We start from the raw sequence: 12,740 nt of genomic DNA, 5'->3' as shown, positions 1-12,740 counted from the left end.
ACGCGGGACGGACGGGCGACCGACTCCGGACAGCACGGCTCGGCCGGGCGCGAACGGCTCGGCCCCGCTCGGCTGCCTGGTCCGACGCGGCTCGGCGCGGTCCCGCTACCGGTCGCGCGCCGCCAGCCGTGCCGCGACCTCGTCGGCCAGCTCGGCCGCCGGGCTCGCCGCCGAGAGCACGTGCCCGTCCTCGGCCGGCGTCAGCGGCTCGAGCGTCGCGAGCTGCGACGCGAGCAGCGACGGTGGCATGTAGTGGCCGGTCCGCGCGCTCATCCGCCGGGCCAGCTCCTCCTCCGGCACGTCGAGGTGGACGAACGTCACGTCGCCCTCGGCCGAGTCGAGGATCTCCCGGTACGCCCGCCGCAGCGCGGAGCAGGACACGACGCTGCCGCTCCCCTCCCGCTCGGACATCCAGTCGGCCAGCCGATGCAGCCACGGCCAGCGGTCCTCGTCCGTCAGGGGGATGCCGGCGGCCATCTTCGCGCGGCTGGCGTCGCTGTGGAACTCGTCCCCCTCGGCGAACGGGACGCCGTAGCGCCGCGCCAGCAGCGCGCCGAGCGTCGACTTGCCGCACCCGGACACGCCCATGACGACGACGTGCCGACCCGCGAGGCTCACGCGTCGACCCGCGTCTCGGACCGGTCACCGGACCACTCGGTGTGGAACACCCCGGGACGATCCGTCCGCCGGTAGGTGTGGGCGCCGAACAGGTCGCGCTGCGCCTGGATCAGGCTGGCCGGCAGCGAGGCCGCGCGGACGCCGTCGTAGTAGGCGAGCGAAGCGGCGAACGCCGGCACCGGGACACCGTTGAGCGTGGCCTGGGCGACGACGCGGCGCCACGACGCGACGCCGTCGCCGACGGCCGCGGCGAACACCGGGTCGGCGATGAGCAGCTCCAGCTCCGGGTCGCGCTCGTAGGCCTGCGTGATCCGGTCGAGGAACCGGGCGCGGATGATGCAGCCGCCGCGCCAGATCCGGGCGCAGGCGCCGCGGTCGATGTCCCAGCCGTGCTCGGCCGAGGCCGCGGCGAGCTGGTCGAACCCCTGCGAGTAGGCGACGACCTTCGAGGCGTAGAGGGCGCGGCGCACGTCCTCGACGAACGCCGCCCGGCCCTCCGGGGTGTCCGGCACGTCCCATCCGGCGGTTCTGGCGGCCAGCCCGGCCTCTCGCGCCGCGGCCCGCTGCGGCGCCGACCCGGACAGGGCCCGCGCGAACGTCGCCTCGGCGATCCCGGTGACGGGCACGCCGAGGTCGAGAGCCGACTGGACCGTCCACCGGCCCGTCCCCTTCTGCTCGGCCGCGTCCGCGACGACGTCGACGAACGGCCGCCCCGTCTCGGCGTCGACATGGGCGAGCACCTGCGCCGTGATCTCGACGAGGTAGGAGTCGAGGTCGCCGGTGCTCCAGCCCGCGACGACCTCGCCGATCTCGGGGGCCGAGAGCCCCAGCCCCTGGCGCAGCACGTCGTAGGCCTCGGCGATGAGCTGCATGTCCGCGTACTCGATGCCGTTGTGCACCATCTTGACGTAGTGCCCGGCGCCGTCCGGGCCGATGTGCGTGCAGCACGGGACGCCGTCGACGTGGGCGGAGATGCGCTCGAGCATCGGCCCGAGCGTCGCGTACGCCTCCTCGCTGCCGCCGGGCATGATCGACGGCCCGGTGAGCGCCCCCTCCTCGCCGCCGGAGATGCCGGCGCCGACGAGGTGCAGCCCGCGGGCGGCGAGGTCCCGCTCGCGCCGGGCGGTGTCCAGGAAGTGCGCGTTGCCGCCGTCGACGACGATGTCGCCCGGCTCCAGGTGCCGCGCCAGCTCCTCGACGACGGCGTCGGTCGCGTCGCCGGCCTTGACCATGACGAGCACGGTCCGCGGCCGCGCGAGGCTGGCGACGAGGTCGGGAACGGTCGCGCACGCGACGAAGGCTCCCTCGTCGCCGTGCGCAGCCAGGAGCTCGCGGGTCCGGCCCGGCGTGCGGTTGTGGACGGCGACGGTGTAGCCGTTGCGCGCGAGGTTGCGGGCCAGGTTGGAGCCCATGACGGCGAGGCCGACGACGCCGATGTCGGCGAGGCCGCGCCCGGCGGGCGTCGGCCCGGACGTCACGGCGGGGGCATCGGGGCTCACGGGGTCTCCTTCGGGTCGGGTCCGGCGGCGGGCGACGCGGCCCCGGCACCGGCGAGGTACTGCTGGACGACGGACGTGTCGAGGTCGCCGAGCCCGGCGGCCGTCACGCCCTCGAAGATCGACAGGAGCTGGGTGGTGACCGGGACGGGCGAGCCGGTGCTCGCCGCCTCCTCGAGCGCAGCCCCGAGATCCTTGATCATGAACCTGGCCGGCCCGGACGGGGAGTAGTCGTGCTCGGCGAAGCGGTGCTTCTTGACCTCCATGATGCGGCTGCCCGCATAGCCGCCCCCGAGCAGGTCGAACATGGCGAGGACGTCGAGGCCGGCGCGCTCGGCCAGCGTCGCGGCCTCGGCCATCGCGACGACGGCGGCCGCGACGATGATCTGGTTGCACGCCTTCGCCACCTGGCCAGCCCCGACGGCGCCGAGGTGGACGGGGGTCCCGGCGGCCGCGAGCACGGGCAGCACCCGGTCGACGGCGTCCGTCGGCCCGCCCACCATGATCGACAGCGTGCCCGCCTCGGCGCCCTCCTGCCCGCCGCTGATCGGGGCGTCGACGACGCGGACGCGCCCGTCGGTCGCCTCGGTCAGCTCGCTCGCGAGGGCGCGCACCGCCGTCGGGGAGGTCGTCGAGCTGATGACGACGTCGAGGCGGCGCTCGCCGACGCCCGCGAGCAGGCCGTCAGGACCGGTGAGGCTCGCCCGGACCTGCGGCATGTCGGGGACGACGTAGACGACCGTGTCGACGAGGCCGGCGAGCTCGCGCGCCGTGTCGGCCCACCGGACGCCGATCGCCTCGAGCTCGGCTGCCGCGCCGCGCTGGAGCGCGGTTACGACGACCTCGGAGCCCTCGGGCAGCCGCGTCATGAGGTGGCGGGCCATCGGCCTGCCCATGACGCCGATCCCGATCACCCCGACCCGCACCGGGTGGCTCGGGGCACGCGTCGGACGGGGTCCACTGTGACGTTCCATCTCTCCTGATCCTAGGGACGGGGGTCGATCGGTCACGGGCGCGACGGGGTCGCGCGACGGGGCCGCGGGGCGGTCAGAGACGGGGCACCTTCTGCTCCCAGCCGAGCGCCGACTCGAGGATGAACCAGTAGTCGTCGTCGGCGTGGTGGATGAGCGTCGCGAGCGCGCTGCGCTCGACGTACCGGCCCTCCGGGGAGTGGTTGCCCGCCACGTGGACGATCTCCTCCGGCAGACCGACGAGCATGGCGATGTGCGCGCCGTAGGCCGGGTGGCGCAGCGCCGGCTTCCCGCTCACCCGCGGGTCGTCGGCCCACTTCTCCCGCAGCTCGCGGTTGTACTCGTAGGTCTTGCCGATGTCGTGGCACAGCCCGGCCGCGATGATGAGGTCGCGGTCGTAGAGCTGCTGTCCCGCGGTCTCCTGGAGCACCTCGGCGATGCCGAGCGCGATCCGCGCGACGCCGAGCAGGTGGTGGGTCTGGTCGCCGATCGTCGGGGCGCCGGGCATGCCGGAGCCGGGCAGCTCCTCGACCCGGGTCCAGCCGTTGAGGGCGAGCGAGAGCGCCCAGCCGTCGATGACCCGCTCGCGCAGGTCGGCGTCCTCGATCTCCTCGACCAGCGGGAGCGAGACGGGGATGGAGGCGCGGATGTCCTCGGGGATGCGGAGCTGCACGTCGTAGATCGGGTCGGTCATCGGGGTGGTCCTCTCGTCTGCCGAGTCGGCGGCCGGGTCGTCGGCCGGGTGGTCTGCTGGGTCGCCCGCCGGGTCGCGGGTGGGGGTCGTCATCTGGTCCGGCGGCCGGGCTCGGGCGGGTCGAACGACAGCCGCGAGCCCATGAGCCGCTGCGTGTAGGCCGTCTCCGGCGCACGCAGGACCTGCTCGACGGGTCCCGACTCGACGATCGCGCCGTTCTGCATCACGACGACGTCCGAGCACAGGTACTCGATCGTGTGGATGTCGTGGGAGATGAACAGGTAGGCCGTCCGCCGCTCCTCCTGCAGCCGCTCCAGGAGCCGCAGGATCTGGCTGCGCACGGACACGTCGAGCGAGGAGGTCGGCTCGTCGAGGACGACGAGGGTCGGGTCCGTGATGAACGCCCTGGCGATCCCCACGCGCTGCTGCTGGCCACCGCTCATGTCGCCCGGGTAGTCGTCGGCCAGCTCCTTGCGCAGCCCGACCTGCTCGAGCATCGCGAGCACCTTCTCGCGCACGCGGGCCGGCCGCCCGCCGCCGTGGAGCACGAGCGGCTCCCCGACGACGTCGCCGACCCTCATCCGGGGGTTGAGCGACTCGAACGGCTCCTGGAAGACGACCTGGAGCCGGCTGCGCAGCCGGCGCATCTCGGCCGCGCTCACGCTCGTGAGGTCGCGCCCCTCGAAGACGATGCTGCCCGAGGTGGGCTCCAGGAGCCCGAGGCACAGGCGCCCGACCGTCGACTTGCCGCTGCCGGACTCCCCGACCAGCCCCATCGACTGCCCCGCCTCCAGCCGCAGGTGGACGTTGCGGACGGCGTCGACCCGCGAGCCGCCGCGTCCCACGAACGTCTTGCACAGGTCGCGGGCCTCTAGCATGACCGTCATGCGACGACCTCCTCGACGGGGACGAAGCAGGCGCGCCGGTGGTCGGAGACGCCGATCGGCTCGAGCCGCGGCACCTCGCGGCGGCACACCTCCCGCGCGAACGCGCACCGGTTCGCGAACGTGCAGTGCGTCGGCGGGGCGAACAGGCTCTCGACGGCCCCGCCGAGCTCGTACAGCTCCGCGCCGCGGCGCGGCACCGACGCGAGGAGCGCCTTCGTGTACGGGTGGGTGGGGTTGGTGAACACGTCGAACGTCGTGCCCTGCTCCACGATGACGCCGGCGTACATGACGGCGACGCGGTCGCAGTACTGGGCGACGACCGAGAGGTCGTGCGTCACGATGATCGTCGCCCCGCGGGAGGTCCGCTCCCGCAGCAGGTCGAGGATCTCCTGCTGGACCGTGACGTCGAGCGCCGTCGTCGGCTCGTCCGCGATGACGAGCTCGGGCTCCAGCAGCGTCGACATCGCGATGCACACCCGCTGCGCCATCCCGCCCGAGAGCTGGTGCGCGTACCCGGACAGCACCCGCTCGGGGTCGCGCAGCCCGACGTCGAGCAGCGCCCGTGAGGCGAGGTCCCAGCTCTCCGTCTTCGACAGGCGCAGCCCGTGCGCCCGCAGCATCCGGCGGAACTGCTGGTAGACCGACAGCACCGGGTTGAGCACCCGGAACGGGTTCTGCGTGATGAAGCCGATGTCCTTGCCGAGCACCCGGCGGCGCCGGCCCGGGGTCAGCGCGACGAGGTCGCGGCCCTGGAACTCCGACTCGCCGCCCGTGATGACGCCCGGCGGCCGGATCAGGCCCAGCATCGCCCGGACCGCGGTCGACTTGCCGCAGCCGGACTCGCCGACCAGGCCGAGGGACTGCCCCCGTCCGATCTGCAGGTCGACGCCGTTGACGGCGTACAGGGACTGACGCAGCCCGCGGAACTCGACCTTCAGCCCGCGCACGTCGAGAACCGGTTCGGTCGTCGTGACGCTCATGTCCCCACCTCCTTCCATGCCCGCGTCCTCGCGCGCTCTCTCGTTCACCTCGTCGTGCCGCCGGCCGGACGTCGGGACGTCACAGCCGCAGACCGCTGTCGACCCAGCCGTCCCAGTTCTCGATCGTGAACCAGTAGGCGTCGTCGGCGTACTGGACGATGTGGGCCAGCAGGCTGCGCTGGACGTAGTTGCCCTCGACCGCGTGCGCGGCCGCGACGTGCATGACCTCCTCCGGGAGGCCGACCGTGAGCGCGACGTGCGCGCCGTAGGCGGGGTGCCGGACGGACGGGCGCCCGTACAGGACGCGGTTCTTCGCCCAGCGCTCGCGGTTCGCCACCGAGTACTCGACGGGCTTGCCCAGGTCGTGGCACAGGGCGCTGGCGATGAGCATGTCGTCGTCGAACGGCATCCGGTCCGACAGCGTCTCCTCGATCGCGCCCTTGATCCCGACCGCGATCCGCGCCGTCCCGTCCATGTGCTGCGCCTGCGTCCCCTTCTCCGGGGCGCCGGGGCGGGCCGAGCCGGGCATGTCGTTGATCGCCTCGAACCCGTTCCAGCACAGCGCGACGGCCCACGCGAGCACGACGTGCTCGCGCAGCCCCTCGTCGCCGATGGACCGGAGCATCTCCAGCTCGTCCCTGACGTTCGCCTTGACCTTCTCCAGGTGGGCGTCCTCGACGCCGTACGTCTCGCTCACTTCGTTCATTTCCCTTCATCTCTCCCCTGCTGGTGTCTCGACGCGGGACCTCCCGCGCCGGTGCGTGCCCGCGTGCTCGGAGCCGGGCGTCATCGGCCCTTGAACTCCAGCGACTCCGAGATCGAGTTGAGCGCCCAGACGCAGAGCGCGATCGCGATGCAGGGGAAGGCCGCCGCCCACCACTGGCCGATCTGGATGACCTTGGCGCCCTCCTGCGCCATCTGCCCCCAGCTCGGGTGCGGCGGGTTCACCCCGACCCCGAGGAAGGCCATCGTCGTGATGATCATCATCGCGTTGGCCGCCGACAGGGAGAACTGGGCGAGGATCACCTCGCGGACGTTCGGCAGCACGTGCCGGAACAGCACGCGCGACGGCGGGTTGCCGAGCGCGGTGGCCGCCTCGATGAACCGGCTCTCGCGCAGCACGAGCACCTCGCTGCGGATGAGCCGGACGAACCGCGGGGTGTCGATGATCGCGATGGCCGCGATGACGGTCCACGGCCGGTTGCCCAGCAGCGCGATGACCGCGATCGCCAGGATGAGCAGCGGGAAGGACTGGAAGACGTCGAGGGCGCGCACGATGAGGGTGGCGCCCCAGCCGCGACCGCCGGCGAGCAGGCCGAGCACCGTCCCGATGACGAGCGCGACGCTGGCGCCGCCCAGCGAGAGCGCGATGTCGCGCGGGGCGGCGACGAACACGCGGGAGAACACGTCGAACCCGTTCGGGTCGGTGCCGAACCAGTACTCCGAGCTCGGCGGGCGCGAGATCGCCGCCGGGTTGGGCCAGAGCGGGTCGTGCGGGAAGGAGACGAGCAGGCCCGCGAGGACGATCCCGACGAGCCACGCGAGCGAGATCACGAGCGGCCAGCGGCCCTTCATCGTGAGGCGGAACGACCGCCAGCGCGAGCGTGCGGGGGACGCCGGGACGGGGACCGCCGCGACGTCGTCGTGGGTTTCCGACCTAGTGGTCACTGAGCCTCACCCTCGGGTCGATCAGCGCGACGATCACGTCGAGCAGCAGGTAGATGACGACGGTGGTGACGCCGGCGAACAGCACGAACGCCTGCACCACGGGAATGTCGAGCGCGAGCACGCCCTCCAGGCCCCAGCGGCTGACGCCGGGCCAGGCGAAGATGAGCTCGACGACGGTCGAGCTGCCGAGGATCTGCGCGAAGATGAGCATCCCGTACGTGACGATCGGGATCCGGACCGCCTTGAAGGCGTAGTTGACGACGGTCAGCTCCCGCAGCCCCTGGACCCGCGCGAACTCCGTGCGGGTCGAGGACAGCTCGCGCGCCATGAGCCCGCGGGTGATCTTGCCGAAGAAGGCGAGGTTGACCAGCGCGAGCGTGAGCGTCGGCAGCACCAGGTGGGCGAGCGAGGACCTGAACGAGCTCCAGGCTCCGACGAGGGCCGCGTCGATCGGGACGAACCCGGTGACGCGGGGCGGGTCGACGTCGGTGAACCCGAGGATCCCGACCGGGGAGGGCGCCCAGTGCAGCAGGTAGTAGAAGACGTAGATGAGCAGCAGCCCGATGATGAAGAGCGGGACGGACTGGGCGAGCGTGATCCAGGTGCGCGCGGCGCGGTCGATCGGGCGGCCCCGGTAGTAGGCCGCGAGGATGCCGAGCGGGATGCCGAGGACCGCGGCGAGGCCGATTCCGCACGTCACGAGCATGACGGTGTTCGGCAGGTAGCGGACCAGCTCCTGCGACACCGGCGCGCCCGAGACGAAGCTCGTGCCCATGTCCCCGTGCACGAGAGCGACGAGGTAGTTCCAGTACCGGACGGGGAGCGGGTCGTTGAGGCCGAGGCTCTCCCGGATCGCCTCGAGCGCCTCCGGGGTGGCGAACCCGCCGGCCACCGACACCGCGGGGTCGCCCGGCATCATCGCGAGCAGGAGGAAGGAGATCGTCGCCACCGCGAGCAGCGACGGCGGGAGGAGCAGGAGCCGGACGATGATGATCCTGAGCACGGCTCTCCCGTGCCGGCCGCTGTCGCGGCCGGCACGGGGCGCCGTCGGCTCAGCGACCGGAGTCGTCTGAGTGTCGGTCATGGTGATGGGTCGTCCCTCCCGGGCTAACCGTCGACCTCGGCCCGCCAGAGCTCCAGCCGGTTGCCCGGCTGCTGACGGATCGTCGCGGTGTCGACGGTCGTGGAGAGCACGAACTGCGTGTTGGTGTCGACGAGGTAGACGACGGGGGTCGTCCGCACGGTGAGCGCCGCGATCTGCGTGGCCAGCTCGTCGCGCTCGGGACCGGGGTTGGTCTCGAGCAGCCGGAGCGACAGGTCGTCGTACTCGGGGTCGTCGAACCCGAACGTGTTCTGCGGCGACGTCGAGGCGTTGTACAGGGTGGCGGAGTACTGCGGGTCGGCGATCGCCGGCGGCTCCTGGTACACGACGGCCTGGTACTGCCCGTCGAGGAAGGCCGAGTTGAACTGGGTCGAGCTCGGCACCTCCTTGAGCGTGACCGCGATCCCGAGCTCGCCGAGCTGGCTCTGGATGTTGAGGGCGAGCTGCGTCGCCTGCGGGCCCGGCCGCGACTGGCTGTAGGTCACCTCGAGCTGGAACCCGTCGGGGTACCCGGCCTCGACCAGGAGCGCCTTCGCCGCATCGACGTCGTAGCGGATGCGATCGGCCTCGTCGGTCGGGCGGGGGAAGTCGTACGCCTGGGAGAGACCGTCCGTCGGCTCGTTCGCAAGGCCGAGGTAGGCACCCTGGTTGAGCTGTCCGCGGTCGAGCGCGAGGGACAGCGCCTGTCGCACCCGCTCGTCGGCGAGCGGCTCGTAGCCCTGGTTGAGCACGAGCGTGTCCCGGTTGGCGGAGAGGCAGTTGAGCACCTGGGCCGACGCCGCGTCCTGGATGTGCGTGACGTCCTGCGCCGAGAGGTCGGTCGCGAGCTGCGCCTCCCCGGTCGTGACGAGCTGCGCCCGGCTGGAGCCCTCGGGCACGGCCTTGATGACGAGCCGGTCGACGTTCCCGTACTCGTCGGCCGCCCAGTAGTTGGGGTTGCGCGTCATCGAGAGCTGCTGCGTCGACTGCCAGTCGGCCTCGGTGAACGCCCACGGACCGAAGTCGGCGCTGTTCTTCTGGAGCCACTCGGCCGCCCACTCGTCGTCGGGCGTCGCGTGCTTCTTCGCCTCGGTCGAGTCGAAGATCATCCAGGAGAACATCGTGAGGTTCGCGACGTCGAGCGACCCGGGGGTGTCGACGTGGATCTCGACCGTGTGGTCGTCGACGATCGTGATCGGGTCCTGCTCCCGCCACATGGTGGTGAGCGCGAGGAAGCGCTGGCTGGTCGAGCTGAGAGCAACGCTGCGCTCCAGGCTCCACTTCACGTCCTCGGCCGTGAGCTGGTTGCCGAAGGAGCTCGTGACGCCCTCGCGGAGCTTGAACGTGATGGTCGTGCCGTCCTCGCTGATCTCCCAGCTCTCGGCGAGGTCGCCGCGCAGCGCGTCGATCGGGGCGAGCGCGTCGCAGCCCATCCCCGCGACGTCCGCGAGGTCGTACTGGACGAGCAGGCTGCCCCGCTCGGGCCCGATGACGCGGGGCAGCGGGCCGCCCTCGACGGGGTCGGTGGTCGACGGCAGGCCGGGGACGACCCAGACGAACGAGGCGCCGGCGGCCGGCGCGTCGTCACCGCCGGTCGTGCTGCCCTGGGGGGTGCTCCCCTGTCCGGTGTCACCCCCGCAGGAGCTCAGAACGAGAGCTGCGGCGATCGCCGCCGCCGCTCCGGCGCCACGCAAGGTGCGCCGCTTCACAGATGTCAAGGACATGTCCCTCTCCACACGGGTCTCAAGGTGCATCGCTTCGTTGGGTGCAGCTGTCGGGGCGACCTACGCTGGCTTCGCACCCGGTGGACAGTATCTTGACTCGCGTTCAGCATACTGTCAACCGGGCCGCCTTCCCGGGCGCGCCGCGGGGGCCCCATGCCCGGACGAGCCACCCGCCCCACCCTCGCGTACCGGCCTATTCTCGCACTCCAGGGGCACAACGGACCGGGGTCGCCACTTTTTTACCGGTCCGTTCAGTCCACTGTCTTGCGTTCCACATCGTGATAGCCTCATCCCGCTGGCGGTGGTCGACGCGACGTGCGCGAGCTCATGGGCGACGACGACTCGAGCCATCCCCCGGGTCGGCGTCGCACCGCCAGCTCGCTCCGCGGTCGGGCCGGCCGGCTCGCAGCAGAGCCGGGCGACCCGGGCGCCACGTCCCCGGCCCCCTCTCCCACGATCTCGAAGGACGCTCATGACCGAAGCACCTCTCCGCGTCGTCGTCGCGACGCCGCTGCCCGACGACCTGTGCGCTCTCGTCCGCGAGCGCGAGCCCCGTCTCGAGCTCGTCGTCGACCAGTCGCTGCTGCCCCCGAAGCGATGGGCGGCCGACTACGAGGGCGACCCGGCCTGGTCGCGAACGCCGGCGCAGCAGGCGGCGTTCGACGCGCTCCTCGACTCGGCCGACGTCCTCTACGGCATCCCGGACGTGCGGCCGGCCGCGCTGCGGCGCGCGGTCCGGGCCAACCCGCGCCTGCGCTGGGTCCAGGTGATGGCGGCCGGCGGTGGTGCACAGGTCAAGGCCGCGGGCCTCACGGCCGAGGAGCTGCGCCGGGTCGCGTTCACGACGTCGGCCGGCGTGCACGCTGGACCGCTGGCCGAGTTCGCCGTCTTCGGCCTGCTCGCCGGCGCCAAGCACCTGCCGCGCCTGCAGGAGCTCAAGGCCCGGCGCGAGTGGGCCGGGCGCTGGCCGATGGAGCAGATCTCCGACGCGACCGTCCTCGTCCTCGGCCTCGGCGGCATCGGCTCGGCCGTGGCCGACAAGCTGGTCGCGCTCGGCGCCCGCGTGTACGGCGTGGCGCGCGAGGCGACCGCGGTCGACGGGATCGCCCGGGTGCTCGGACCCGACGAGCTGCCGGAGGTGATCGGCGAGGTCGACGCCATCGTCAACACCCTCCCGGGCACGGCGGCGACCGAGCGGCTGCTCTCGGCCGACCTCCTCGCGGCCGTTCGCCCCGGGGTCACGCTCGCGTCCGTCGGTCGCGGGACCGTCATCGACGAGGACGCGCTGGTCGACGCACTGCGCGACGGACGGGTCGGCTTCGCCGCGCTCGACGTCTTCGCGGTCGAGCCCCTGCCGCAGGACTCCCCCCTGTGGACGCTCCCGAACGTCGTCATCGCCCCGCACACGGCCGGCAACTCCGACCACGAGGAGAGACTCGTCGCCGAGCTGTTCCTCGACAACGCGCGGCGCTTCATCGACGGCGAGCCGATGAGAAACGTGGTCGACACGGTCGAGTTCTACTGAGACCCAACTAGGCTCGCGCTTGTGAGACGCGAGAACGAGTCGGAGAACGAGTCGAACGGCGCCGCCCCCGACGCCGCCGAGCGCAGCCTTGCCCCCGCGGTGTCGCGCGCCATGCGCGTTCTCGACCTGCTGGCGCAGTCCCCCGGCGAGCCGGTGAGCCTGGCGGAGATCGCCCGCTCGCTCGGCGCGGCGAAGTCCTCGACGTCGAACGTCTGCACGGTGCTCGAGGAGAGCAGGATGATCTCCCGGGTCGCGAACGGCTACGTCCTCGGCCGGCGCACCGTCGAGCTGGGCGGGGCCTATCTCACGCAGTTCGACCAGATCAAGGAGTTCTACCGGATCTGCGCCGAGTCACCGCTTCTCCAGCGTCAGCTCGTCCAGCTCGCCGTGCTGCACGACCGCGAGGTCATCTACCTCGCCCGGCACGAGGGGCGCACGCCGCTGCGGCTGACCTCGGGCGCCGGTGTCGGCGACCGCTACCCCGCCGCGCTCACGGCCATCGGGACCGCGCTCCTGGCCACCCTCGACCCCGCGCAGGTGACCGAGCTCTACGACGAGACGACCTTCCCGGCGCTCACCGCGCGCTCGACCCGGTCGCTCGAGCAGCTGCACGCCAAGCTGGCCCTCACCCGCGAACGCGGCTACGCGGTCGACGAGGGCGAGGTCTTCCCCAACGTCGTCGGGATCGCCATGGCCATCCCGCCCCGGCAGAGCGGCGACCACGCGTTCGGCATCAACATCTCCCGGATCGTGCCGACCGACCCGCCGACGCTCTCGCGCGAGGAGCTCGACTCCGTCGTCGAGACGCTGCGGCACGCCGTCTCGCAGCTCACCAACCCGATGGCGCTGGGGACGGACACACACCACTAGGCGTCACCGGGGACGCGCACTGTTCAGTGCGTTGAACTTCATTCAGCAGACTGCTACGGTGAGCGGGATGCGTCATCGACGCACCCCTCATCGATCGACCGGGCCCCTGCGCCGCCGCAGTCCGGGGTCGAGCTGCCACGGACCTACGCCCCACGGCACTCCCCTCGGCTGACGCTCGGCACCGGGCACGGCCCCGATGCGGTCCCCGGGTCGAGCCCCGCGACGG

General features: G+C 72.3%; 12 protein-coding genes. 2 read left to right on the top strand and 10 right to left on the bottom strand.

From position 1 onward, the window contains the following. Positions 1–105: 105 nt before the first annotated feature. From EDD28_RS11695 to EDD28_RS11650, 10 genes are all read right to left on the bottom strand, one after another. The gene (locus tag EDD28_RS11695; RefSeq protein ID WP_245968013.1) at positions 106–618 is read right to left on the bottom strand and encodes a gluconokinase; all 513 of its coding nucleotides are present in this window, start codon (positions 616–618) and stop codon (positions 106–108) included. Next, a complete protein-coding gene (gene gndA / locus EDD28_RS11690; RefSeq protein ID WP_281272557.1) occupies positions 615–2,117 on the bottom strand; it encodes an NADP-dependent phosphogluconate dehydrogenase in 1,503 nt (500 codons plus the stop codon). The genes EDD28_RS11695 and gndA overlap by 4 nt, the downstream gene beginning before the upstream one ends. Then, positions 2,114–3,088 (bottom strand): NAD(P)-dependent oxidoreductase, encoded by a 975-nt coding sequence (locus EDD28_RS11685; RefSeq protein WP_123739752.1) that lies wholly within the window; start codon positions 3,086–3,088, stop codon positions 2,114–2,116. The genes gndA and EDD28_RS11685 overlap by 4 nt, the downstream gene beginning before the upstream one ends. A gap of 73 nt (positions 3,089–3,161) precedes the next feature. Then, positions 3,162–3,779, bottom strand: a complete 618-nt coding sequence (locus tag EDD28_RS11680) for an HD domain-containing protein (RefSeq protein WP_170169450.1) — start codon at positions 3,777–3,779, stop codon at positions 3,162–3,164. An 89-nt stretch (positions 3,780–3,868) separates the two neighbouring features. Beyond that, the gene (locus EDD28_RS11675) at positions 3,869–4,666 is read right to left on the bottom strand and encodes an ABC transporter ATP-binding protein (RefSeq protein WP_123739750.1); all 798 of its coding nucleotides are present in this window, start codon (positions 4,664–4,666) and stop codon (positions 3,869–3,871) included. Beyond that, positions 4,663–5,646: an ABC transporter ATP-binding protein gene (locus EDD28_RS11670; RefSeq protein WP_123739749.1), complete on the bottom strand. Its 984-nt coding sequence runs from the start codon at positions 5,644–5,646 to the stop codon at positions 4,663–4,665. The genes EDD28_RS11675 and EDD28_RS11670 overlap by 4 nt, the downstream gene beginning before the upstream one ends. Positions 5,647–5,725: 79 nt before the next feature. Beyond that, on the bottom strand, positions 5,726–6,352 hold the full coding sequence (locus tag EDD28_RS11665) for an HD domain-containing protein (protein ID WP_123739748.1): 627 nt from the start codon (positions 6,350–6,352) through the stop codon (positions 5,726–5,728). Positions 6,353–6,432: 80 nt separating this feature from the next. Next, a complete protein-coding gene (locus EDD28_RS11660) occupies positions 6,433–7,314 on the bottom strand; it encodes an ABC transporter permease (RefSeq protein ID WP_170169449.1) in 882 nt (293 codons plus the stop codon). Then, entirely contained in the window at positions 7,304–8,317 is a 1,014-nt protein-coding gene (locus tag EDD28_RS11655; RefSeq protein ID WP_170169448.1) for an ABC transporter permease, read from the bottom strand. Before EDD28_RS11655 ends, EDD28_RS11660 begins: the two co-directional genes overlap by 11 nt. A 104-nt stretch (positions 8,318–8,421) precedes the next feature. After that, on the bottom strand, positions 8,422–10,119 hold the full coding sequence (locus EDD28_RS11650) for an ABC transporter substrate-binding protein (RefSeq protein WP_170169447.1): 1,698 nt from the start codon (positions 10,117–10,119) through the stop codon (positions 8,422–8,424). Between the two features lie 472 nt (positions 10,120–10,591). Between EDD28_RS11650 and EDD28_RS11645 the strand changes: the two genes are divergently transcribed. Both EDD28_RS11645 and EDD28_RS11640 read left to right on the top strand, forming a co-directional pair. Continuing rightward, complete coding sequence (locus EDD28_RS11645) at positions 10,592–11,644, top strand: D-2-hydroxyacid dehydrogenase (RefSeq protein ID WP_123739744.1); 1,053 nt, start codon at positions 10,592–10,594, stop codon at positions 11,642–11,644. A 21-nt stretch (positions 11,645–11,665) separates the two neighbouring features. Beyond that, complete coding sequence (locus tag EDD28_RS11640) at positions 11,666–12,514, top strand: IclR family transcriptional regulator (RefSeq protein ID WP_245968012.1); 849 nt, start codon at positions 11,666–11,668, stop codon at positions 12,512–12,514. Positions 12,515–12,740: the final 226 nt, after the last annotated feature.

Source organism: Salana multivorans (genome assembly GCF_003751805.1).
GTDB lineage: Bacteria > Actinomycetota > Actinomycetes > Actinomycetales > Beutenbergiaceae > Salana > Salana multivorans.
This window is presented reverse-complemented; position numbering and strand designations above follow the sequence as displayed.

Bases quoted from the DNA above. Each gene is read 5' to 3' on its own strand.
- EDD28_RS11685 (WP_123739752.1), bottom strand. From the start codon at position 3,088: ATGGAACGTCACAGTGGACCCCGTCCGACGCGTGCCCCGAGCCACCCG.
- EDD28_RS11680 (WP_170169450.1), bottom strand. From the start codon at position 3,779: ATGACCGACCCGATCTACGACGTGCAGCTCCGCATCCCCGAGGACATC.
- EDD28_RS11675 (WP_123739750.1), bottom strand. From the start codon at position 4,666: ATGACGGTCATGCTAGAGGCCCGCGACCTGTGCAAGACGTTCGTGGGA.
- EDD28_RS11670 (WP_123739749.1), bottom strand. From the start codon at position 5,646: ATGAGCGTCACGACGACCGAACCGGTTCTCGACGTGCGCGGGCTGAAG.
- EDD28_RS11665 (WP_123739748.1), bottom strand. From the start codon at position 6,352: ATGAACGAAGTGAGCGAGACGTACGGCGTCGAGGACGCCCACCTGGAG.
- EDD28_RS11650 (WP_170169447.1), bottom strand. From the start codon at position 10,119: ATGTCCTTGACATCTGTGAAGCGGCGCACCTTGCGTGGCGCCGGAGCG.
- EDD28_RS11645 (WP_123739744.1), top strand. From the start codon at position 10,592: ATGACCGAAGCACCTCTCCGCGTCGTCGTCGCGACGCCGCTGCCCGAC.